The 22,856-nt window shown below is 49.5% G+C and carries 19 protein-coding genes; 6 read left to right on the plus strand and 13 right to left on the minus strand.

The features are described 5' to 3' along the window. Position 1 precedes the first annotated feature (1 nt). The gene (locus AB3G37_RS13640) at positions 2 to 2,053 is read left to right on the plus strand and encodes a hydantoinase/oxoprolinase family protein (RefSeq protein WP_009635503.1); all 2,052 of its coding nucleotides are present in this window, start codon (positions 2 to 4) and stop codon (positions 2,051 to 2,053) included. Positions 2,054 to 2,067: 14 nt separating this feature from the next. Then, entirely contained in the window at positions 2,068 to 4,080 is a 2,013-nt protein-coding gene (locus AB3G37_RS13645; protein ID WP_369788130.1) for a hydantoinase B/oxoprolinase family protein, read from the plus strand. Between the two features lie 123 nt (positions 4,081 to 4,203). On the opposite strand, the gene rnd is transcribed toward AB3G37_RS13645, so the two are convergent. Continuing rightward, positions 4,204 to 5,325, minus strand: a complete 1,122-nt coding sequence (rnd, locus tag AB3G37_RS13650) for a ribonuclease D (RefSeq protein WP_369788131.1) — start codon at positions 5,323 to 5,325, stop codon at positions 4,204 to 4,206. A 172-nt stretch (positions 5,326 to 5,497) separates the two neighbouring features. After that, positions 5,498 to 7,195: a long-chain-fatty-acid--CoA ligase FadD gene (fadD, locus tag AB3G37_RS13655; RefSeq protein ID WP_369788132.1), complete on the minus strand. Its 1,698-nt coding sequence runs from the start codon at positions 7,193 to 7,195 to the stop codon at positions 5,498 to 5,500. Between the two features lie 770 nt (positions 7,196 to 7,965). Here fadD and AB3G37_RS13660 point away from each other — a divergent pair. Beyond that, complete coding sequence (locus AB3G37_RS13660) at positions 7,966 to 8,052, plus strand: Hok/Gef family protein (RefSeq protein ID WP_369790958.1); 87 nt, start codon at positions 7,966 to 7,968, stop codon at positions 8,050 to 8,052. Positions 8,053 to 8,360: 308 nt separating this feature from the next. Here AB3G37_RS13660 and AB3G37_RS13665 read toward each other — a convergent pair whose 3' ends face one another. The 5 genes from AB3G37_RS13665 to AB3G37_RS13685 all read right to left on the minus strand — a co-directional run bounded on the left by AB3G37_RS13665 (position 8,361) and on the right by AB3G37_RS13685 (position 13,270). Continuing rightward, positions 8,361 to 8,630: a hypothetical protein gene (locus tag AB3G37_RS13665; protein ID WP_369788133.1), complete on the minus strand. Its 270-nt coding sequence runs from the start codon at positions 8,628 to 8,630 to the stop codon at positions 8,361 to 8,363. A 217-nt stretch (positions 8,631 to 8,847) separates the two neighbouring features. Further along, positions 8,848 to 9,441: a Slp family lipoprotein gene (locus AB3G37_RS13670; RefSeq protein ID WP_009635497.1), complete on the minus strand. Its 594-nt coding sequence runs from the start codon at positions 9,439 to 9,441 to the stop codon at positions 8,848 to 8,850. Positions 9,442 to 9,634: 193 nt separating this feature from the next. Further along, a complete protein-coding gene (locus AB3G37_RS13675; RefSeq protein WP_369788134.1) occupies positions 9,635 to 10,528 on the minus strand; it encodes a Slp family lipoprotein in 894 nt (297 codons plus the stop codon). 61 nt (positions 10,529 to 10,589) lie between these two features. Further along, the gene (gene tsaB / locus AB3G37_RS13680; RefSeq protein ID WP_369788135.1) at positions 10,590 to 11,306 is read right to left on the minus strand and encodes a tRNA (adenosine(37)-N6)-threonylcarbamoyltransferase complex dimerization subunit type 1 TsaB; all 717 of its coding nucleotides are present in this window, start codon (positions 11,304 to 11,306) and stop codon (positions 10,590 to 10,592) included. A gap of 62 nt (positions 11,307 to 11,368) precedes the next feature. After that, positions 11,369 to 13,270, minus strand: coding sequence for an ATP-dependent DNA helicase (locus tag AB3G37_RS13685; RefSeq protein WP_369788136.1), 1,902 nt, complete (start codon positions 13,268 to 13,270; stop codon positions 11,369 to 11,371). Positions 13,271 to 13,413: 143 nt separating this feature from the next. On the opposite strand from AB3G37_RS13685, the gene AB3G37_RS13690 reads away from it, so the two are divergent. Next, positions 13,414 to 13,758, plus strand: a complete 345-nt coding sequence (locus AB3G37_RS13690; protein WP_369788137.1) for a RidA family protein — start codon at positions 13,414 to 13,416, stop codon at positions 13,756 to 13,758. Between the two features lie 112 nt (positions 13,759 to 13,870). Here AB3G37_RS13690 and AB3G37_RS13695 read toward each other — a convergent pair whose 3' ends face one another. From AB3G37_RS13695 to AB3G37_RS13715, 5 genes are all read right to left on the minus strand, one after another. Next, positions 13,871 to 14,908, minus strand: a complete 1,038-nt coding sequence (locus AB3G37_RS13695; protein WP_369788138.1) for a hypothetical protein — start codon at positions 14,906 to 14,908, stop codon at positions 13,871 to 13,873. Positions 14,909 to 15,897: 989 nt separating this feature from the next. Continuing rightward, positions 15,898 to 16,539, minus strand: a complete 642-nt coding sequence (locus AB3G37_RS13700; protein WP_009635492.1) for a bifunctional 4-hydroxy-2-oxoglutarate aldolase/2-dehydro-3-deoxy-phosphogluconate aldolase — start codon at positions 16,537 to 16,539, stop codon at positions 15,898 to 15,900. 21 nt (positions 16,540 to 16,560) lie between these two features. Then, positions 16,561 to 17,253, minus strand: a complete 693-nt coding sequence (pgl, locus tag AB3G37_RS13705; RefSeq protein WP_369788139.1) for a 6-phosphogluconolactonase — start codon at positions 17,251 to 17,253, stop codon at positions 16,561 to 16,563. 42 nt (positions 17,254 to 17,295) lie between these two features. Next, complete coding sequence (zwf, locus tag AB3G37_RS13710; RefSeq protein ID WP_009635490.1) at positions 17,296 to 18,771, minus strand: glucose-6-phosphate dehydrogenase; 1,476 nt, start codon at positions 18,769 to 18,771, stop codon at positions 17,296 to 17,298. Next, a complete protein-coding gene (locus tag AB3G37_RS13715) occupies positions 18,762 to 19,103 on the minus strand; it encodes a hypothetical protein (protein ID WP_369788140.1) in 342 nt (113 codons plus the stop codon). The genes zwf and AB3G37_RS13715 overlap by 10 nt, the downstream gene beginning before the upstream one ends. A gap of 56 nt (positions 19,104 to 19,159) precedes the next feature. Between AB3G37_RS13715 and AB3G37_RS13720 the strand changes: the two genes are divergently transcribed. Continuing rightward, the gene (locus AB3G37_RS13720; RefSeq protein ID WP_009635488.1) at positions 19,160 to 20,029 is read left to right on the plus strand and encodes a MurR/RpiR family transcriptional regulator; all 870 of its coding nucleotides are present in this window, start codon (positions 19,160 to 19,162) and stop codon (positions 20,027 to 20,029) included. Between the two features lie 249 nt (positions 20,030 to 20,278). After that, positions 20,279 to 21,721 carry a pyruvate kinase gene (gene pyk / locus AB3G37_RS13725; protein WP_009635487.1) on the plus strand — a complete coding sequence of 481 codons (1,443 nt, stop codon included), beginning with the start codon at positions 20,279 to 20,281 and terminating at the stop codon, positions 21,719 to 21,721. Between the two features lie 111 nt (positions 21,722 to 21,832). On the opposite strand, the gene lpxM is transcribed toward pyk, so the two are convergent. Further along, the gene (gene lpxM / locus AB3G37_RS13730) at positions 21,833 to 22,810 is read right to left on the minus strand and encodes a lauroyl-Kdo(2)-lipid IV(A) myristoyltransferase (protein WP_009635486.1); all 978 of its coding nucleotides are present in this window, start codon (positions 22,808 to 22,810) and stop codon (positions 21,833 to 21,835) included. Positions 22,811 to 22,856 lie beyond the last annotated feature (46 nt).

Here is a 22,856-nt window from a genome sequence, read left to right on the forward strand (position 1 = left end):
TATGGGTTTAAGAATTGGGGTGGATATCGGCGGCTCCTTTACCGATTTGGCTGTGTTTGATGACGAGACCGGCAAGCTTTCGAGCCTCAAAGTGTTTTCGCGCCCCGACAGACCGGGCGAGGAAGTGCTGGAAGGCATGCGCCAGCTCACTGCGCGCTACGGTATCGACCCTGCGGATGTCACCTACTTTACGCATGGCACCACGGTGGGCGTGAACGCGGTTGTACAGAAGAAAGGTGCTCGCCTGGGCTTGATCACCACTCGTCATTTTGAGGATGTTCTCGATCTTGGCCGCTTGAAAACGCCGGATATGTATAGCCTGTTTTCACTGCGCCCCGAGTCGCTGATTAGCCGCGATCGGGTATTCGGCATTGACGCACGCATGGATGCTCAAGGCAATGAAATCCTTGCCGTTGATGTCGCCAGCGTGTTAAACGCCGTTGAAAAATTGCAGCAAAGCGGCTGCGTGGGCGTGGTGATATCTCTGCTGCATGCCTACCGTAATCCGGCGCACGAATATCAGGTTAAAGCCATTATCGAACAGGCCATCCCCGGCTTCTTCGTCTGTTGCTCCAGCGATGTCTGGCCGATCATTCGAGAATTCGAACGGACACAAACGGCGGTGATTGGCGCTTATGTGCAGCCACACGTGGCTCATTATCTGGGAGCTTTGGAAGTGGCGCTGAAAAATGCCGGCGTTCCGGCGGGTCTGAAGGTCACCAAGTCCAACGGTGGCGTGATGAGCGCGGAGAACGGCAAAAAAGACTGCGTGCAGATGATCCTCTCCGGTACGGCTTCGGGTGTGATCGGCGCGGCCTGGGTCGCGCGCATGTGCCAACGCCCGAACGTAATGAGTCTGGATATTGGCGGCACCACCGCCGACGTGGCACTGATTGTCGACGGCCAGCCGCAGTATGATACCGGCGAGTTTATTGGCGATTATCAGATTCATATTCCCTCGGTTTCCGTGACGTCTATTGGCGACGGCGGCGGCTCGATTGCCTGGGTTGACGATTTTGGCGTACTAAAAGTCGGACCGGAAAGCGCTGGCTCCACCCCAGGCCCAGTGTGCTACGGTCGTGGCGGTTCGCGTGCAACCATCACCGATGCCTTCGCCAGCCTGGGAATTTTGGGTCAGGCGGAATTGGGTTATAACGCCGTAAACGTTGATGTTGCAGCAGCACGCCGGGTTATTGGCGAGCTTGCCGCTCAGCTGGGACAACGCCCCGAAGAAACCGCCGAGGCAATTATTCGCGTGGCTATCTCGGGCATGTACGCCGGGATAAGCCGACTGGTTTCGCGATTTGGGATCGATCCGCGCCAGTTCTCGCTGATGCCGTTTGGCGGCGCGGGTCCGATGATGGCCTGCTATCTGGCACGCGCGCTGAGTATCAGAGAAGTGTTGGTGCCCGTGACGCCCGGAGTACTGAGCGCGTTGGGCGGTCTGGTCGCCGACATCAAAAACGATTTTGTGAAAATCACCTTTGAAGTACTGAATGAAGAAACTCTGCCGGCTATCGAGCAAGATTTCAATAACCTTGAAAACGTAGCCAGAGAATGGTTGATCAACGAAAATGCCGACCCTGCCGGTGCTTGTTTCATATTTTCGGCGGAGATGCGCTATAAAGGCCAATCTTTTGAGATTGAAACCCCTCTTGCAGCAGAAGATATTCAGCAACGTCGCCTGGAAGCGATCCGTCAGGCATTTCATGATGAACATCAGCGGCTTTATGGTTATTTCGACGAAAAAGCCACCATTCAAATCGTCTCGCTGCGACTGGTCGCCAGCCGTGAAGTGAGTAAACCGGTGTTGCAACCGCTGGAGCATCGCGAAGAAACGCCACAACCGCTGCGACTGATTGATGTCTGGATGGACGATGGCTTCTTAAATGTTCCTCTTTACCAGCGCAGCCAGCTTTTTGCTCGTCAACAAGTCTCTGGCCCAGCCGTTATCGCGCAGGATGATACCACCACCGCCATTCTTCCCGGCTTCGTCGCACAAGTTGATGACTGGGGCAACCTGGTTCTAACCAACACCACACTGGCAAATTAAAGGAGTTATGACTTATGGCATTTGATAAATCGACGCTGCAAATTCTTGCCAATTACTGTGTGGCAGCAGCTGAAAGCATGGCTTACACGCTGGTGAGAACGGCGCATTCGACTTTCGTCAAAGAGACCGAAGATTTTTCCTGCGCATTGGTTAGCCTGGATGGCAAAGCTTTTGCCTCGCCGAAAACGCTGGGTGCAACCTGGTATATCGGCCTCGATTATGGCCCGGTGTTATCGATGATCGACCACTATAAACCCGGTGACGTCGCCATGACCAACGATGCCTATAGCGGTCACGTCGCGACCCACAGCCCGGACATGGTGATGTGGAAGCCGGTATTTTATCGCGGTGAAATTATCTGCTTTGTGGGTGGACACATTCACAATACCGATGTCGGCGGCGCGGTTCCGGCGTCTTTGTCCCGCACATTGACCGAGATTCAGCAGGAAGGTATTCGCATCCCGCCGACCAAAATTGTTAATGAAGGCGTTTTGGATCAACGGCTGGTGGATATCATGAGCGCCAACGTCCGCGCCCCTGAGCAAAATATTGGTGACATGCACGCCCAATTAGCGATGCTGGCCAACGGCGAAAAGCGTGTGCTTGAAATGATTGAACATTTTGGTGCCGAAGCGTTTTCTCAGGGGATCGATGCTCTACTCGATTACGCCGAACTGCAGGCCAAAAGCATCTTGCAAACCATTCCTGACGGCGAGTATTTCTTTGCCGAATATGCCGATGAAGACAGCGTCAACGGCAAGCCCATGCGCGTGGCGCTAACGCTGAAAATCAACGGCGACAGCGCGATTATGGATTATACCGGCAGCGATCCTCAGTTGCTTTCCTCGCTGAATATGCCAACCGGTGGCATGACGCGGCACGCGCTGGCGCTGGTGGGATTCCACTACGTCTTGTATAGCCTGAATCCGGATATTCTTCTCAACGCCGGTCTCGATCGCGTCGTCGAATGCGTACTGCCGGAAGGCACAGTGATGAATGCGGTGCAACCTGCGGCGGTGGGCATGCGCAGCCTGACCTGTAAACTGACCCACGTGCTGACCTTTGGTGCTTTCTCGCAGGCCGTGCCGGATCGTCTTCCCGCCTGTGCCGCCTGCGGGCTGGCTATCCTCAATGTGAAAACCATCGACAGCAGCGGGCGCACGGTAATTGCATCTATCGGCCCGGTAGGCGGTGGCGCGGGCGGCATGCCGTTTGGCGACGGCGAGGAAGGTTCAGGCGCCAACGTGGCCTTCTTGCGTAACACTCCGGTGGAAATCAACGAAGCCGAGGTGCCTATCCGCATCAATCGTTATTGCCTGGTACCGGACTCGGGCGGCGCGGGCAAGTATCGCGGTGGATTGGGCCTGATGATGGAGTTTCAGATTTTCTCTCCGGGAACCACGGTCACTGCGCGTAACCGCGACCGCACCCATTTTGCATCCTGGGGCGTGCTGGGGGGGCAATCAGGGGCGAACGCAATTTTCACCCGCAATCCACAGCAAGAAGATGCCGAAGTGTTGGGCAATACCGACGTCGTGACCTGTAATGCAGGAGACGTTATTCGGCTAGTGGGCGCAGGCGGTGGCGGCTATGGCTCACCGTTTGAACGAGACCCTGAAAGCGTGATGCATGATGTGAAGTGTGGCTATGTTTCATTGGAAAATGCAAAACAGCGCTATGGGGTAGTGATAAATGACGGCGAAATTGACGTAGAGCGCACCCAGCTTTTACGTCAGCAATTAGCTCCGTTACTCACAACCGAGCACTTTAGTTTTGGCCCGTATCGAGAGCATTTCGAACTGCGCTGGACGCAGGCGCGGTATGACGTGCTGACCGATATTTTGTCTCGCACACCGATTGTCTGGCGTTTTTTTGTTAAACATAAACTTTTTGATGCCATGGAGTCTCTGGAAAAACAGGGGACATTACCCGCAGGCAGTCAGATTATTGGTACGTTATTCGATTCACTGCGTCAAAAATATCCAGAACTGCAATCAGTCGCCCTTCCTGAAATCAGCCATGCCTAATCGCTGAACCAATCCCTTCCCCATCAGTAATATTATGATGGGGAAGTTTTCACAACAGCTCCCCTGCCTTTATAAATAATCCTAAGGTCTGATAACAACAGAGCTGAGTATTACTTTAGGCAATCAATACTCTGCGAGAATAACGCTTAGCCTTTCCGCCAATAGTTTGCCACGCCAGCCCCTGACCAGCTCAGGCGCATGCTCTTTGGTCTTCAGCTGCCAATGCCAGTTCAGTAGCTGATTAATCTGCCGACGCGAAGCCAATAACTCAACGCTAAGCCCCGTCTCCTCACTCACCGTTTGGATCAGGGCTTTAATGTCCTTGAAGACTTTCTTGTAGCCCGGCTTGTCGATCAGATTTGAAATTGGGGCCGGCAAAGCAGATTCTTCGACTGTTTCAGCCTCAGCCACCAGCGCCAGCAAGGTACGGCCATGATAACGAATTTCAGGACCGCTCAAGCCTAAAGCTTCCAGCTCGCCCAGTGATTTCGGCTGATAGCGGGCAACCTGCCACAGATTTTCTTCACGGACGACGAAATTAATCGCCAGATCGCGCTGACGCGCCTGAGTCAAACGCCATGACGCCAGCTTTTGCAGGCAGGCAAGCTGGCGCGGACGCAGCTGCCAGGCATTGGTAATTTCGAGATAGGCCAGTTCTGGCTGCAACACTTCCTGACGACGGCGGCACAGCGATAAACACTCGTCGAGAGCCGCATCAATCCAGCCGGCTTCAACGGTTTCCTGCTCAAGTTGGCGCGCCAGTGGCAGCAGATACAACACATCGGCGGCGGCGTAATCACACTGCTTTTGCGTTAACGGGCGAGCCATCCAGTCGGTGCGCGACTCGCTTTTATCCAGTTCAATCTGCGTTGTTTCTGCAACCAGACGCGCAAAGCCGCAAGATAAAGGGCGTCCGCTAAAGGCAGCCAAGATTTGGCTGTCAATAAATGGCGTTGGCATTACGCCAAAGGCATTGATGAAAACTTCGAGATCTTCACTGCCGGCATGCAAAAATTTGACCACATTTTTATCGATCAACAAATCAATAAAAGGCTGCCAGGCAGTGATGGGTAAAGGGTCTATCAGCGTAAGGTTTTCACCATCATAGAGCTGGATAAGACCCAGCTGCGGATAGTAAGTACGAGTTCTGACAAATTCGGTATCTAGCGCAACCTGACTAAACTGCTGCGCCTGCTGACAAACCTTTGCCAGTTCTTCATTGCTAACGATCAACTGATAATTCAAAGCTTTTTCTCTTTTCGCTGTTAGAAACCGGTTCGGCCTGCATCCTGCCGCCGGGCATTAGAAAACAGTACTACTGCTTCGCGTTACCTGCATTATAACGTGAAAACGCCGGACTTAATCCGGCGTTGAATGAACAAGAGCTTCGACTGATGGAAAAAGCAGCACTAAGACACTATGCGGCGTTCTGTCGATCGGCAGATTTCGGTTTACTTGCCTCTTCACGAAGTTCGCGGCGCAGAATTTTACCAACGTTTGATTTCGGCAATTCGTCGCGGAACTCGACAATTTTCGGCATCTTATAACCCGTAAGATTGTGTCGGCAGTGGTCAAGCAACTCTTCGGCGGTTAATGACGGGTCACGCCTTACCACGCAAATTTTGACCTTCTCGCCCGTAGACTGGCTTGGCACACCGATGGCTGCAACTTCCAGCACTTTCGGATGCTGCGAGACAACTTCTTCAATTTCATTGGGATAGACGTTGAATCCTGAGACCAGAATCATATCTTTTTTTCGATCTACGATGTGTAAGAAACCGTCGTTGTCCACTGTAGCGATATCCCCCGTCGAGAGCCAGCCATCTTTTAATACTTCATCGGTGGCTTCGGGACGCTGCCAGTAACCCAACATAACCTGGGGGCCTTTAACCAGCAGTTCCCCTGCCTCGCCGTCGGCGACATCAACTCCGTTTTCATCAACTAAACGAACGTCGGTAGAAGGAACCGGTAAACCAATGCTGCCGCTGTAACGTTTGAGATCGTAAGGATTGCCAGTCACCAAAGGTGCGCATTCGGTCAAGCCATAACCTTCAAGCAAATGCAGTCCGGTAAGCTGCTGCCAGCGTTCGGCAACGGATTTCTGTACCGCTGCCCCGCCGCCGACCGAGAGTCGCAAATGCGAGAAGTCGAGCTTTTTAAAATCGTCATTATTAAGCAAGGCGTTAAACAAGGTATTTACCCCGCTTATTGCCGTGAACGGATAGTGCGCCAATTCTTTTACCAGCCCTTGAATATCTCGCGGATTGGTGATCAGCAAACTTTTCCCACCTAATTCTATAAAGAACATACAGTTAATAGTTAAAGCAAAAATATGGTATAGCGGCAAAGCGGTGACCACCACTTCCTGACCGGGACGCAGCAAAGGTCCGTAAGCCGCCTTGGCCTGCTCAAGATTGGCCTGCATATTGCGGTGCGTCAACATCGCCCCCTTTGCTACGCCCGTCGTGCCGCCGGTATATTGCAGGAAGGCGAGATCGTCGTTAATCACCTCAGGCTTGCTGTATTGCATGCGCTGGCCTTGATGAATAACCGTGCGGAATGAAATGGCATTGGGAAGATCGTATTTTGGCACCAACCGCTTGATATATTTGACTACGAAATTGACTAGCGTGCCCTTGGCCGGAGAAAGCTGATCGCCCATCTGAGTGAGGATCACATGTTTAATCTGGGTATTGAAAACTACTTTTTCCAGCGTATGGGCAAAATTGGAGACGATAACGATAGCGGCCGCACCACTGTCATTGAGTTGATGCTCCAGTTCACGCGGAGTATAGAGTGGATTAACATTTACCACGACCATCCCGGCTCGAAGGACCCCGAACAGTGCGATGGGGTACTGCAGTAAATTGGGCATCATTAACGCAACGCGATCGCCCTTCTTCAAACCAAGTCCCGACTGTAGGTAGGCAGCAAAAGCCCGGCTGCGTTCCTCCAGCTGACGATAGGTCATCACTTCACCCATATTGATAAAGGCGGGGATATCAGCATAGCGCAGCGTGGCGTTTTCGAACATCTCGACCAGCGAGCTGTAGCGATCAGGGTCGATGTTCTCGGGAACATCTGCGGGGTAACGTTTTAGCCAGACCTTTTCCAAGGAATTACTCCTGATATCTTTATCCAATGCGCTCTCAATGGCACATTATTACCATGCAATTAACAATATTTTAACTCATCTTACCAGACGAGATTCAAACAATGTTTAGGTTGAGAGCCGCGTCACTAATTTTAAATCCCAACCCTGTTTACTCATTAGTAAAGCACGTTAATCCGAATGGGACAAAGTTCGATAAATCATTAGGTTACTCAAGTATAGCGGCTAAGAGTGATTGATTCCATGTGTCCGCGGTATTATTGGGGCTGTGGCATCAGCAAAACTCGCTGTTAACGCTATATGCTGAAAAACTCTTCTGCGGGCAGTTAAATATCCAGTAAGTTTATACTTGGGTAATTTTCCTGAAACTTTAACTCATAACTTAATAGCTTTAACCAAATCAGTTAATCGAAAAGCTAATAAATTAATCACCGTCGAAAAAACACTGCAGTGTAATTTTAATTTATTTAACAAAAATATTATTTGGGGCATTACAGTTTAATTACTGATACAGTCTTTTCGGGTGCTCGGATCTTTTTATTCCGAGTTATCTTTTTCGATTAGGATTTTTTATTTGAAGGAGAGTATACAAGGGATAAAAAGAGAAAAGCCCCTGATTAGATAATCTTAACCAGGAGCCGCTCTTTATGCCCAGAAACATAAAGGTAGCGCCTCATTTGCTTAAACGCAAGGGAAAACACGCTATGAACTCACTAATGCTTTTTATTGCCGGTCTGATAGTTATTTGTGTAACGCTATTGTCGTTTACATGGATGACCAGAGATTCACTGTGTGAAATTCGCTTCAGCGACGGAATAAAGGAGGTAGTGGCTTTAATGGCCTGTGAAACCACGAGGTAATACAACTGGCGGCGTACATGAGTTCGCCGCCAGGTTTTCAGGTAGAGATCCCACAGCACCCGTTTACTCCTTAAGCCAGCCTTAGCGCTGGCTTTTTTTTATAAATCACTGACTATTTATTAATAATTAAAATGACAAAATTTATGATATTTATTTGGTGAATAATAACCAGACATCAATAAAAAGGCGGCACAGAGCCGCCAGTTAGCATCAATGAAACGTCAATTATTTTGTTGCGTGTATTACGTCTAAAAACCACTTGAGAAAATGCCGTGCTGTTTATTAGTTATTCCGTTAACTCCGATCAGTTAATGCCCCACCAGACCATAGGGAATAGAGGAATCGCTTTGAATATAATCCACCCACGACTGGATATTTTCGATCATTATCCTTGCCGTGTTGATATCTAACGTCACGATAATATCTTTTGCAGATGGGAGAGTATCCCCTTCCTCCAGACAATACTCAAAGTGAAGACCAAAAAAATAGTCCATTTTATTTTTTATATCGTCTGGAGTAATACTTACTGTGCTCCAGGATGTTGGCAGCATCATGTCTTTGATTGGATAATTATTCATATTCACGTTCCTGTGATTGGGGAGTTAATAACCTGCGTTCACATCCAGAGTTGCAGGGTCTCTCACAGTATTACAGAAAATCCACATGAAACGTCAAGTACTGATAGGTTGTTAATTAAAGCTTGATGGAGGTCAAATTAATTTGCGTTTGAAATGGCGGGAAAAATCCCGCCAGATAAAAACTTCGACACTCGCCAATTATTTTAGCGGTGGTTAATTATTCTGTCACGACGGTCTGCACGCGTGCCGGCCCGAAGTCATAGGCTCCCCATGCAGGGCCAAATCCCGGGCCCCAGGGACCACCGTACCCCCAACCCCAAGGACCTACAGGTTGTACAGGCATCGCCACCTCAGTAACTTCTCGCCAGCGTTTATAGCTATTCATATTCACTGTGACATAACGGTAAGAAGCCTGACCCACGGCACCGTTTTCAGAACCCGTAATTGGCCCTACCACGGTGATTAGCTGGTTTTTAAAATCAATCGGGTCCAGGAATCCATTGTAATAAGCTGCAAACCGACCCAAAGTTGGCTGGCCGAGAATAGGGCGAGCTCCCGAGTCCAATGTCATCGCGGCAATTTCAAGTCGGGTTTTATTATTCTCGTTAATGACAGAGACGACACGACCGCCGAAACGCGCTTCCTGTCCGACATAAATTTGCGGAGCACCCTGCACCGCTGCCAAATTCATTTGTGGCGTTGCCGTGGATCCACGAATTGAATCTGGAACAGTGACACAGCCGGAAAGCAGCAACGCACAGAAACTGGTTGCTAATACCCATCCCTTTTTACCTTTAGAGATTTTACGCATGGTAATTACCTCTGGATATATTAATTATTTCGACAACGAATTGATGCACAAGTTGCTGGTATAAATCTGCTGCAAAACACTTTAAAGGCATTGATCGTGTAATAACTTCAGGTACAAAACCTGGCGCAATTTCTGGAACATCCAGTGAGCAGCGACAGAAACGCCCACTGTTAAATACTATTCAAGGAGCCGGCTATTTCTTTAGTGTCGGCGGCCGATACGGAGGAGGAGCACTATGCATATGTGGCGCTTCATGTGGCGCAGGATTGCTGTGCATTTGCGGCATTGCATGCGGCACAGGAGTAATGTGCATCGGCGGCATCTCACGCGGCGTAGGCCTGCTACCTGGATTATCATGGGGCGTTTTTCCACCTTGCACTGGCAGTGTTCCATGCTGCCAGTTGCCATCATGCGCGTTCGGTCCCCTGTGCTGCCAGCCTCCATTGTGCTCAGGCGGCGCAACGGGATGCGATGAATTAATCCATAATGGGCGCTTTAAATCGCGCTGCTGCGGGACCACTCTTTCGCCATGCCAACCTCTTGCCGCCGGGGAATCATTAAACTCTTCGGCTATGAAGGTTTGCGACTCGTCGTAGACCTCTTGTCTGGCCGTATCATTATCCATCGTCGCCTGGCCCCAGTTTTTTAAACCGTTAACTCTGACTTGAATATAGCGATAAGTGGTCTGGTTTCTTACCACATCCTGATAACCAATAACCGGTCCGATTACGGTGACAGCGGCACCTTTATAAGCCTCGGGATTTAGAAAACCCGCGCAGTACGCGAGCACTATTCCCTGATAATGAGCATTCAGATCAGGCTGACCTAGACCATCAAGCGGAGATACGGCTAACAGAAGCTGAGTTGTATTACTCTTGGCATCATAAACCGCAGACTCTACAAGGCCGCCAAAACGGACCTCTTGCCCTTGATATACTTGTGGATTACGTTCAACCAGCGCAAAGTTTTGCTGTGGATTCGGCGTAGTGCCGCGAATCGATTGCGGCATAACGCATCCTGAAAGCAGCAACACGCAAAAACCTGCAGCTAAAGCGAGTCCTGATTTTGTTTTGGAGACCTTAGGCATGCTCATTACCTTGAATATAGTATTTCTTTTAGCAACCAGAGGAGCGTTAAGTCACAAAGGCTTAACGACCAGGAAGTTTTTTCCAGGTAACTTCATTACGCAAGTAGGTCGGCTCGGCCTGCTCGGCCCGAACCCTAACGCCACGCTCCCAGGCAGCCAATGCAAGAGGCAGCATATCTTCGGCATGCGGCAACAAGATATTACCCGACACAAGTTCAGCAGCCGTTGAACCTAATAACTGTGGATAGGTTTGCCAACCTGTGCCCACAGTGGCCCAACGACCTTCATAAGTGGCTTCTCGCTCGACTAACTGCTCAGGTTTAATGACTACCTCAGTAGCTTCTCCGGCCCAGACACCTTCTGACTCGCGGGTAAATTGGCCCCAGTAGACCTCACCCATACGGGCATCGATAGCGGCTAAAACACGCTCGGCACCGGTCTCGCGATAAGCTCCCTGCGCCATGGTTTGCAGAGTAGAAATAGGCAGCAATGGTAGTTCGGCACCAAAAGCCAGACCTTGTGCAATACCAATGCCGATACGCACGCCAGTAAAGCTGCCCGGACCGCGACCAAACGCCAGCGCATCAAGCTGATTAAGCGCCAAGCCAGCTTGCGCCAGAATTTGCTCGACCATAGGAAGAATGCGTTGTGTGTGCTCACGAGCGCAGAGCTCAAAATAAGCCAGCGTCTCACCAGCTTTATCCGATGAAGCAGTGTTGTATAGCGCAACCGAACAGGCTTCTGTCGCCGTATCAATTGCTAAAATTCGCGTGGACATGCCAAACCTCAGGCGGGATAAAAATAGAAATTGTGTTTATAGGGCGATGATAGCATAAGCAATTAGTTCTTTTGTAAAAACTGAATTGCCTGATCGAGCGAGCGCGTGCGCGGTGTCGGCGGTAAGCTATTGATAAATAACTCCCCGTAGGGACGCATCACCAGCCGGTTATCACAGATAACCATCACACCGCGATCGTCGGTATCACGGATTAAGCGGCCAACGCCCTGTTTCAGGGTAATCACTGCGTCGGGAAGTTGCACCTCATTGAACGGATCGCCGCCGCGCAGACGGCAGTCTTCAATTCGAGCCTTAAGCAGCGGGTCATCAGGGGAGGTAAACGGCAGTTTATCGATGATAACCAGCGACAGCGCCTCCCCGCGAACGTCGACCCCTTCCCAGAAACTGCTGGTCGCGACCAACAGCGCATTACCGGCCTCGACAAACTGGCTAAGCAGCTGGCCTTTGCTGGTCTCACCCTGCACCAGCACCGGCAGAGTCATGCTGGCTCGAAACTCTTCGGCCAGTTCGCGCATCATCTGATGTGAGGTACAAAGGAAGAAACAGCGCCCCTTGTTAGCTTCAATCAGCGGGCGCAACATGCGCGCCAATTGCCGTGAGCCACCCCGTTCATTAGGTGAAGGCAAATAGCGTGGCACGCAAAGCAGCGCCTGATTGGCATAGTCAAACGGACTCGCCAGCAGCAGCGTTTTCGCACCGTCCAGGCCTAAACGAAGAGTAAAATGCTCGAGTTTTTCATTTACAGACAACGTTGCCGAGGTAAACACCCAGGCGCCGGGTTTGTCTTGCATCAGCTCGCGGAATTTATCCGTCACCGACAGCGGCGTCAGCGCCAGAACGAAATGCCGTGAATTGCATTCATACCAGTAGCTGTAGCCCGGCACGTTGACATCTTTGAGGCGTTTTAGGCGATTGCGGTAAAGCGTGGCTCGTTCAAACGCCGCATCGAGCAGCGCGGAGCGGCCCAGCGAAAGTTTCATGACGTCGTAACAAAGCTCCAGCGCATCATCAAGCAACAGCAGCGCGCGTTGAATGCTGCTATCAGCCAGCACGTCACGAAGATTGCCACGGTAACCCGGTTCTCCCAAAGCCAGACGAAAATCCTGTGCGCTTTGGCTCAGGCGGTCAGCGCTCTTTTGCAACTGAGCGGAATCACGAACTTCTGTGCGGTAGGCAATGGTGATGTCTTTCGACAGGTCCAGCAATTGGCGACTGGACAGCTGCTGCCCGAAATATTGGCTGGCGATATCGGGGATCTGATGCGCTTCATCGAAAATCATCACGTCAGCCGTTGGGATTAACTCACCAAAGCCGCTTTCCTTGACCACCATATCGGCCATAAACAGGTGATGATTAACCACCACGACGTCGGCGTCCATCGCTTTGCGACGGGCCTTCACCACAAAACACTCTTTATACATCGGGCAATCGCTGCCCAGACAGTTGTCGTTGGTGCTGGTGACCAGCGGCCAGACATAGCTGTCTTCAGCCACGACGTTGCAGGTGCTGATATCACCTTCTTCCGTTTTAGCCGACCAACTGCGTAAATGTGCGAGGTCACTCAGTGATTGGCTAGCCAGTTCCCCGCCGGCCATTGACTGCTGATCGAGACGTTCTAGACACAGATAGTTGGAGCGGCCTTTCAGCAATGCCAACTTACCCTTGAATTTCAATGCGCTGGCTACTTTTGGCAAGTCACGGGAATACAGCTGATCCTGCAGGGCCTTGGAGCCGGTCGAAATGATCACTTTTTTACCGGATCGCAGCGCGGGTGCGAGATAGGCATAGGTTTTGCCCGTTCCCGTTCCCGCTTCGACCACCAGACCTTGCTTGTTTTGAATCGCCAGAGCAACGGCGTTCGCCATCAGACGCTGTGGTTCACGGGGTTTGAAACCCTCAATTTTCTGCGCCAGTGCGCCGTCTGTTGCGAAATCGTCTATCACGCTAAACCTACAGTAGTTAAATCAGCGCTGATTATGCCAATCCTTGACCTCCTGTACCACCACCATCTGTAAGTCCATTGCCGTCCAATGATGTGCTACTCTATTGCCCATCAATAAAACAGCGACTTTCAGGAGTACTCTTCATGTCAATTCAACGCATTAGACCCGAACCCCGCATGTCAGATATCGTCGTCCATAACGGTATCGTTTATTACACCAGCGTGCCGGAAAATCTGGATGCCAACGCTAAAGATCAAACCGCCGAGACTTTGGCAATTATTGATGCCGCTTTAGTCGAAGTGGGCTCACACAAAAGTAAAATTCTTGATGCAACCATTTTCCTGGTCGACGGTAATGATTTTGCCGCCATGAACGAAGCCTGGGATGCATGGGTTTCACCGGGCAATGCGCCAGTGCGCTGCACCGTGCAGGCGAAGCTGATGAATCCGAAATATAAAGTTGAAATCAAAGTTATTGCGGCGATTTAAGCTATAACATTTAAGGCATAGTTAAATAGCACTATGCCTTAAATATTAACTATATAGATTGGGAAATTATTTTTTAAATCATTAAATGCAGAGTATTAAATATTTTCGGCGATCAGGCCCATCGAGCTTTATACACTTGCCCGCCAGCGTCAAAGTCATATCTAACACCATCTTTAACAATGCAAAATGTATTAGTACTAGTGTGATCGCTCGTCGTTTGGGTATAAAGAATAAGTCCATCCTTACAGCTTAGACACTTGAGATTCGTTGCAGAACCATGTTCTGCACTCGGTATTTTATTATTCTTCGGTGTTTTTTTCTCATTTTCTGCCATTAACTTATGATTTGATACGGTAGTTACTTTCCCATTCTTCCTAAGGTCAAAGGCTAACACCTGCGATTCTGTAGTAATCCATAAAGTATTTTTGTCTGGCCGAGCAATATCATGTGGTCCTTCCCAATATTCAGGCTGATCCATATACTCCAGATTGTCTGGACTATCTACTAGGATAATATCTTCAGCAGGGTGATGATTAATATCGCCATCTTCCGAAGGAAAGTATTTTTTTAATAAACACTTTCCACTTTTGGCATCGTCACCAACCTGAGGTGTATCACGCCCCACAACCCACAGAAAACCGCCTCCAGGGCCATCTCCCTGATCGATCCACATACATGCGTGGCTAGCAATAAAATTACATTTTATATATTTTTCTTCCTGTTTAGCCTGCATACCAATATATAACATACTCACGTTCTTTTCATCTTTTTTATCCGAGGGAGCAGTCACCATAATACTGCCTTTTCCTGTAGGGCTATCTACATAGGTTGCCGAATGAATCCCTCCCGTTAAATCACTTAATGATTTGCCAATTTCATTCCAATAAGTCAACCCTGTCTTATAATTAATTGCAAGTAAATGAGGGGCTTTTCGCGTTCGTGTAACGAGAACAGTATCAACTCCATTTATATTTACTCTTTTTGCATCTGTATATGAACTTTTAAGACTGGCATCTCCATCACGTGGCTGCCAAACAATACTCGTAGTAGTTTTTCCACTTTTATCTACCATGGGTCTCATAATGTAGGGTGCTTGATTATCGACTGCAACAAGTACATCAGGAAAAATAATTTCTTTTGATTCGGACATAATTTTCTCACTAAAATTATTTAATTAAAAATTACAGGAAATCGATTGTTTATGTTTCCCCGCATGTCGTAGTAAATATTAAAGTTCATTTACTGGCCCTCAAACTTTAGTGAAATATTAGTTATAAATCTTGCTCTGGCTTATTTTACAACATTAGAAAATTATCTTAATGTTTGAAATTTAAATTGGAAGAGAAAATATTAGATCATTGATTTTGATACATAATATTTATAAGAAACTCAAAGATTCATATCGTTTTTTTATTGTATAGGTATATCGATCGATTTATAGCCTAAAAGGTCAGCTCAACACTTATTATCAAACATAAACAGAATTAAAAACTTGCCCCTACAGCGGTTAGTATTCTAAAAAATACTCCTGTAAGCATTACAGAAAGCCTCATGATATGAAGTAATGACGATCAGTTAAAGGCCGGTTGAACGATCCCTTCACTACGAAAAAATCCGCAATAGGCTCTGTTTTCATATGTTTTATTTATCAATCGCTTGACCTCATCTCCCCCTTCACTACAACTAACAATGCTCTTCCTGCCCTCGGCGATGTTCTTGACCTGGAGCTTATCATTCAGTTTTTGGCCGAAACAGGAACGTAACCTTTCGTAAACGACGCCTTCCGATGGACATTAGGTGTAGTGGATTTTCGGTATGGCGCTTGAGCAGTAATATTCCCTACACCAAATCGTTAGGACTGGCTGATAGCCATCAAAACGGCGTTTCAATCGACGTCAATGGCAACAAATATGCTGGGTGGATACCTGTTGGTTCGCCAAGACACATACCCGAACTGCTGCGAGATCTTGAGTGCCTAAAGAAAATAGTTTTACTGGCATCAAGACGAGAAAGAAGTTATTCGAGAATAACGAAGGAAAGACCGTCAAAATGTCTTACGAAAAAACGCCATTCAGTGTTAACTAACTGGCGTTTTTTTGAGGTGGAGGCTTTTTTTCATCAAAAGACATCAGACAATCTTTAAGCTTTTGCGCCCGCTACGGCTTCACGCGCCAGCTGAGTGATACGATCGTAATCACCGCTTTCCAATGCATCGGCAGGAACCAACCAGGATCCGCCAATACAAAGCACGCTTTTCAATGCCAGATAGTCGCGGTAGTTGCCCGGTGTAATGCCGCCAGTGGGGCAGAAACGTACCTGAGGAAATGGCCCGGCGATGGCCTGCAGCGCTTTCACGCCGCCGTTGGCTTCGGCCGGGAAGAACTTGAATTCACGCAAACCCGCATCGAGACCCAGCATGAGTTCTGATACCGTACTGATACCCGGAATCAGGGGAATAGACCCTTCATTTGCAGCTTTCAGCAGCGCATCCGTCAGACCTGGGCTGATAGCAAACTGTGCTCCGGCAGCGGTCACTTCGGCTAACTGTGCCGGGTTAAGCACCGTGCCAGCGCCAAGGATTGCATCTGGCACTTCTTTCGCAATCGCCCTGATAGCCTCGATAGCACAAGCCGTGCGCAGAGTCACTTCCAGCACGCGAACGCCACCGGCAACCAGCGCTTTCGCCAGCGGTACCGCGTGTTCGAGCTTGTTAATCACGATAACCGGCACGACCGGTCCCGAGGTCAGGATCTGTTCTGCGCTTGTTTTCCAGTTCTTCATCATTTTCTCCATTTATGTCCGCTATGGGGTCCAATAGACCTCTACCGGCGTCTGTTGTTGATGCAGCAGTGCCCTCACGGGCATTTCATTTTGATCGGTGCCCTTATCGGCGCGCTCGTAAGCCTCGCGTTTGGATTCACCGGCCAACAGTAAATAGATTCGACGACTGTTGAGAAGCACGGGTAACGTCAGCGTCATGCGCTCAATGGGCGCGGTTATCGGGGTAATCGCGATGCAACGTTTAGTCGACTGCAAATCCAGCGCTCTGGGCAGACTGGCACTGCCGGGAAACAGGGAGGCAATATGCCCGTCAACGCCCATGCCCAGAAGTGTGACGTCTGCAGGCAACTGTAAAGCCGTCAGCGCCTGTTCAGCACGAGCTTCCCCCTCCAGCGCAGTCAAGGCGTCGTTTTTTAATGCAATAAAGGTGGCTTTCGCCACCTCGCTTTGCAACAGACTATTGCGCACCATCTTTTCATTGCTGGAACCGTTATCGCTGGCAACCCAACGCTCATCGGCCAAGGTGATAGTCACCCTTCCCCAGTCAAGCTCCTGACGGGAAAGCTGCCGAAAAAGTTCAAGCGGCGTTCTGCCGCCTGAAACTATCAGCGTGGCCTGACCTCGTTCAGCAATGCCCTGCCTCAATGCGTCAGCCATTTTACCGGCCAGATTCTTTAACGCAGTCGCACCGGAAATTTCGACGAAATTGGCCATGTGGTGCCTCATAGTCCTGACGTAGCGTTAAAATACGGAGGATTAGCCGAACTCGTTCCATGAACGACCATCTCGGGTAATCATTGCCACTGAGGCAACAGGTCCCCAAGTACCCGCCTGATAAGGCTTAGGTGCTTCGTTCTCTGCCGACCATGCGTTGACGATGCCGTCGACCCATTTCCAGGCTTCTTCAACTTCGTCGCGGCGTACAAACAGCGCCTGGATACCGCGCATGGTCTCCAGCAGCAAACGCTCGTAAGCATCGGCAATGTGCTCTTCGTGGAAGGTTTCCGAGAAACTGAGATCCAGTTTAGTGGTTTGCAGGCGATGTTTATGCTCCAGACCCGGCACTTTGTTCAGTACTTCGATTTCGATACCTTCGTCCGGCTGAAGACGAATCGTCAGTTTATTCTGCGGCAGCTGCTGATAAGAGTCGCTGAACAGGTTCAGGGCCGGAGTCTTGAAATAGACCACAACTTCTGAGCATTTCGCAGGTAAACGCTTACCGGTGCGCAGGTAGAACGGCACGCCCGCCCACTGCCAGTTGTCGATATCAACACGAATGGCGACAAAGCTCTCAGTGTTGCTATTTTTAATTGCGCCCTCTTCTTCGAGGTAGCCAGGTACTTTTTTGCCCTGTACGAAGCCCGCAGTGTACTGACCACGAACGGTGGTTTCACGCACGTTGGACTGGTCGATACGGCGCAGTGAACGCAGCACCTTAACTTTTTCGTTACGGATACTGTCAGTGCTCAGGTCCGCCGGAGGTGACATGGCAATCATGGTCAGGATCTGCAGCAAGTGGTTCTGAATCATGTCACGCATCTGCCCGGCTTTATCGAAGTAACCCCAACGGCCTTCGATACCGACTTCTTCCGCCACAGTAATCTGCACATGATCGATGGTGCGGTTATCCCAGTTGGAAGCAAACAGGTTATTGGCAAAACGCAGCGCCAGCAGGTTAAGAACGGTCTCTTTACCCAAATAGTGGTCGATACGATAAACCTGGGTCTCGTTGAAATACTCGGCAACGCCGTCGTTGATTTCCTGAGAGGATTTAAGATCGGTACCCAGCGGTTTTTCCATAACCACGCGCGCAGGCTCTTTGTTCAGACCTGCTTCACCCAAACCTTTACAGATAGCGGCAAAGGTGCTTGGCGGCATAGCGAAATAGTTGATGGTGGTGCGCTTGCTGGTATCAAGCATTTTACCGAGACGGTTGAAATGCTTTTGATCGTTGACGTCGAGATTACAGAACTCTAAACGCGCGGAAAGTTTTTCCCACAGTTCAGGGTCCAGCTTCTCTTTCATAAAGGTGGTCAGCGCTTCTTTTACCACTTCGGTATAAGCTGCTTTATCCCATTCGGCACGGCCTACACCAATGATTTTGGTGTCGTCATGAATGTGCCCAGCCTTTTCCAGCTGATACAGGGAAGGCAACAGCTTACGGCGAGCCAGATCGCCTTTAGCACCGAATATTACCAGGTCACACGCCTGGGCAGGTTGGTTTACCGCCATGTTCTTCTCCTTAGAGCAGGATATACCCTTTGCTTTTGGGTAGATTGTAATTTTATTTCAACCGATTTGCGTTTCAGCAACAATGTACTCTGATCGGGCAGAGGCAGTAAACCAAGATCTAAGGCATTAATAAATGAATAAAAATCCACATAATTTGTCATGGTTGTAAAATCGGCTAACCTGTAAGCAAGGGTTGCTGTAATTTTATGACAAATTTGAACATTAATTACCATATTGAAACTTAGATCTAGCTCATAGTCTGGAAAAAAAAGCTTGGATTTCACCAGATTGTGTCTGCCACCACCTTCACCGTCGTAGTATATTTTCATCAAACTGACATGATTTCTCCTTTTCGTTGAAATCGATGAAACCTATCGAGTGGTCGCCCATGAATACGCTGGAAAAAATACTCAGCTTTTTGGATATCCTCAGCAAATCTGAAAGAAAGGTTGCCGAAGTTATCCTTGCTGACCCCCAAACTGCCATCCATTCAAGTATCGCCACGCTGGCAAAAATGGCGGATGTAAGTGAACCCACCGTTAACCGCTTTTGCCGCCGTCTCGAAACCAAAGGATTCCCTGACTTCAAACTTCAGTTAGCCCAAAGTCTGGCTAACGGAACGCCATACGTAAACCGCAATGTCGAAGAAACTGACAGCGTCGAAGCCTACAGTGCCAAAATTTTTGAATCTGCCATGGCCAGTCTTGAGCAGGTCAAAAACACATTGGACATCACAGCGGTTAACCGGGCAGTCGATTTACTGACTCAGGCGAAGAAAATTTCGTTCTTCGGGCTTGGCGCTTCGGCTGCTGTGGCACATGATGCAATGAACAAGTTTTTCCGTTTTAACATTCCGGTAATATATTTTGATGATATCGTAATGCAACGAATGAGCTGTATGAATTCGGGCGATGGCGACGTTGTAGTGCTGATTTCTCATACCGGCCGCACGAAAAACTTAGTGGAGCTTGCTCATCTTGCCCGTGAAAACGACGCCACGGTGATTGCTATCACTTCCCGTGATACCCCTCTGGCCTATGAGGCGACACTCTCGCTGCTGCTTGACGTGCCGGAAGACACAGACGTATATATGCCAATGGTTTCACGCCTGGCCCAGCTAACACTGATTGATGTACTGGCGACCGGATTTATTCTGCGCCGAGGCGCTAAATTCAGGGATAACCTGAAGCGGGTCAAAGAATCCCTGCGAGATTCGCGCTTTGATAAAGGGGTATCGGCTCCCCCTCGCTCAGAATAATTGCGTGAGGTTGCTGATGTTTTTATCTGAATACCTTTGTTACAATGTTGTTAAATACCAGGGTCTGGTCCAGATGAGTGGGTACTTTATTACTACAGCTGCCAAGAACCAGACAAAATTGACGGGATATCAACGGCTTTAGTCATGCGAAGGGTGTCATAATTTTGTATTAAAATTACAATCATCACCCTTTATGTTGATAACCGGATTTTAGCAATACCAATGCCTAACAAGTCAACGGAGTAATGCATGTCCAGAAGGCTCAGAAGAACCAAAATCGTCACCACCCTCGGCCCGGCAACGGACCGCGACAATAATCTTGAAAAAGTGATTGCCGCCGGTGCCAACGTTGTTCGCCTCAACTTCTCTCACGGCACTCCGGAAGATCACCAGCTTCGTGCTGATAAAGTGCGCGAAATCGCCGCCAGACTTGGTCGTCATGTCGCTATTCTTGGCGACCTGCAAGGTCCAAAGATTCGAGTTTCCACCTTCAAAGAAGGCAAAGTCTTTCTCAATATTGGCGATAAGTTCCTGCTTGATGCCAATATGGGCAAAGGTGAAGGCGATAAAGAAAAAGTCGGTATCGATTATAAAGGGCTGCCCGCAGACGTCGTGCCCGGCGATATTTTGCTGCTCGATGACGGCCGTGTGCAATTAAAAGTATTGGAAGTTCAGGGTGTTAAAGTGTTTACCGAAGTCACGGTGGGCGGCCCTCTGTCTAACAATAAAGGCATCAACAAGCTGGGCGGCGGCCTTTCAGCCGAAGCGCTGACCGAAAAAGACAAAGCCGATATTATCACTGCTGCAAAAATTGGCGTTGATTTCCTGGCCGTGTCTTTCCCGCGCACGGGTGAAGACCTTAACTACGCTCGCCGTCTGGCGCGCGATGCAGGCTGTCACGCCAAGATCGTTTCTAAAGTTGAACGTGCAGAAGCCGTGGCCTCGGACGCAGCCATGGATGACATTATCTTGGCCTCTGACGTAGTGATGGTGGCTCGTGGTGATCTGGGGGTTGAAATCGGCGATCCTGAGCTGGTGGGTATTCAGAAGAAGCTGATCCGCCGCGCTCGCACGCTCAACCGCGCCGTGATAACCGCCACGCAGATGATGGAGTCAATGATTACCAACCCGATGCCAACCCGTGCGGAAGTGATGGACGTTGCCAACGCCGTGCTGGACGGAACGGATGCAGTAATGCTGTCAGCAGAAACGGCGGCAGGGCAATATCCGGCAGAAACCGTGGCCGCGATGGCACGCGTTTGCCTTGGCGCCGAGAAAATTCCAAGTATCAATGTTTCCAAGCACCGTCTTGACATTGAATTTGACAATATTGAAGAAACGATTGCGATGTCGGCAATGTATGCGGCAAACCATCAAAAAGGCGTTACTGCAATTATCTCTCTCACCGAGTCAGGTAGAACGCCGCTTATCATGTCACGAATCAGCTCGGGGCTGCCTATTTTTGCCATGTCACGGCATGAACACACGCTGAACCTCACTGCGATGTATCGCGGCGTGACGCCAGTGTTTTTCGACAGCCACAACGACGGTGTTGTTGCCGCCGTTGACGCCGTTAATCTGCTGCGTGATAAAGGCTACTTGCTGTCCGGCGACATTGTTATCGTCACTCAGGGTGATGTGATGAGCACTACCGGCACGACCAACACCACCCGCGTACTGACTGTCGACTAATTTACACTCTCGGATTGCCGACAACAAAAAACCGGCCAAGGCCGGTTTTTTGTTTTTACAACGCTAAATGAAAATCCGCAGCGTTTTCTTTCCGATGCTAGCTTCTGAAAATCACTTATAGGGATAAAGTTCGTCGCGATCGTAAGGCTCTTTCAAATCATCTTTACGGGTCTTCAGCAGCTTGAGGATCCAGGTATATTGCTCTGGATTTGGCCCCACCAACACCTCAACCTCTTCGTTCATACGACGGGCGATAGTAACATCGTCGGCGGTGGCTAAATCGTACATCGGCGGACGCACAAAAATATCCAGCCGATGCTCGCTGCCATTGTAAACCGGGAACAGCGGCACGATTTCGGCACGGCAGACTTTCATCAAGCGACCCACTGCCGGTAACGTAGCTTTGTAAGTGGCAAAGAAATCGACAAACTCACTGTGTTCGGCACCGTGGTCCTGATCGGGAAGATAATAGCCCCAATATCCCTGACGCACCGAGCTGATAAACGGCTTGATGCCGTCATTACGGGCATGCATGCGCCCACCGAAACGGCGTCGCACCGCGTTCCACAAATAGTCAGTGAGCGGATTCCTTTGATTATGGAACATCGCAGCCATCGGCTGACCCTCTGCGGCCAGCAGCATCGCCGGGACATCCACTGCCCAGCCGTGCGGGACCAGAAAAATAATGTTCTTCCCTTCGGCCTTAAGCTTTTCGATGATCTCGCGGTCGTGCCAGTGCACCCGTTGCTGAATACTTTTGGTCTTACCACGAATCGCCAACTCGGCCATCATCACCATCGACTGCGGAGCTGCGGCGAACATATCATCAATGATCTCTTCACGACGCGCTTCAGATAGCTCTGGCAGACAATAAAACAGGTTGATCTGCGCCCGACGTCTGGCACCCTTGGCATATTTGCCCACCAAACGGCCTAGTCCGCCCAATAGCGGGTCACGAAAAGAGGCGGGAAGGCACGCCAATCCTGCCATTACGCCGACACCCAGCCAAATGCCCCAATAGCGCGGATGAAAGAAGGCTTTTTGAAACTGTGGAATAAATTCCACAGTTGATTTTTTTTCTGATTGCATCCGTTAACTCATAAGCTTTTTATACTAATTATAAAATCCAATCTTC

Origin of the sequence: Rouxiella sp. WC2420 (genome assembly GCF_041200025.1) — a bacterium.
In the GTDB taxonomy this organism is placed as follows: domain Bacteria; phylum Pseudomonadota; class Gammaproteobacteria; order Enterobacterales; family Enterobacteriaceae; genus Rouxiella.

Bases quoted from the DNA above. Each gene is read 5' to 3' on its own strand.
- AB3G37_RS13640 (WP_009635503.1), top strand. From the start codon at position 2: ATGGGTTTAAGAATTGGGGTGGATATCGGCGGCTCCTTTACCGATTTG.
- AB3G37_RS13645 (WP_369788130.1), top strand. From the start codon at position 2,068: ATGGCATTTGATAAATCGACGCTGCAAATTCTTGCCAATTACTGTGTG.
- AB3G37_RS13660 (WP_369790958.1), top strand. From the start codon at position 7,966: ATGACCAGAGATTCACTGTGTGAAATTCGCTTCAGCGACGGAATAAAG.
- AB3G37_RS13665 (WP_369788133.1), bottom strand. From the start codon at position 8,630: ATGAATAATTATCCAATCAAAGACATGATGCTGCCAACATCCTGGAGC.
- AB3G37_RS13670 (WP_009635497.1), bottom strand. From the start codon at position 9,441: ATGCGTAAAATCTCTAAAGGTAAAAAGGGATGGGTATTAGCAACCAGT.
- AB3G37_RS13675 (WP_369788134.1), bottom strand. From the start codon at position 10,528: ATGCCTAAGGTCTCCAAAACAAAATCAGGACTCGCTTTAGCTGCAGGT.
- tsaB (WP_369788135.1), bottom strand. From the start codon at position 11,306: ATGTCCACGCGAATTTTAGCAATTGATACGGCGACAGAAGCCTGTTCG.
- AB3G37_RS13690 (WP_369788137.1), top strand. From the start codon at position 13,414: ATGTCAATTCAACGCATTAGACCCGAACCCCGCATGTCAGATATCGTC.
- AB3G37_RS13695 (WP_369788138.1), bottom strand. From the start codon at position 14,908: ATGTCCGAATCAAAAGAAATTATTTTTCCTGATGTACTTGTTGCAGTC.
- AB3G37_RS13700 (WP_009635492.1), bottom strand. From the start codon at position 16,539: ATGAAGAACTGGAAAACAAGCGCAGAACAGATCCTGACCTCGGGACCG.
- pgl (WP_369788139.1), bottom strand. From the start codon at position 17,253: ATGGCCAATTTCGTCGAAATTTCCGGTGCGACTGCGTTAAAGAATCTG.
- zwf (WP_009635490.1), bottom strand. From the start codon at position 18,771: ATGGCGGTAAACCAACCTGCCCAGGCGTGTGACCTGGTAATATTCGGT.
- AB3G37_RS13720 (WP_009635488.1), top strand. From the start codon at position 19,160: ATGAATACGCTGGAAAAAATACTCAGCTTTTTGGATATCCTCAGCAAA.
- pyk (WP_009635487.1), top strand. From the start codon at position 20,279: ATGTCCAGAAGGCTCAGAAGAACCAAAATCGTCACCACCCTCGGCCCG.
- lpxM (WP_009635486.1), bottom strand. From the start codon at position 22,810: ATGCAATCAGAAAAAAAATCAACTGTGGAATTTATTCCACAGTTTCAA.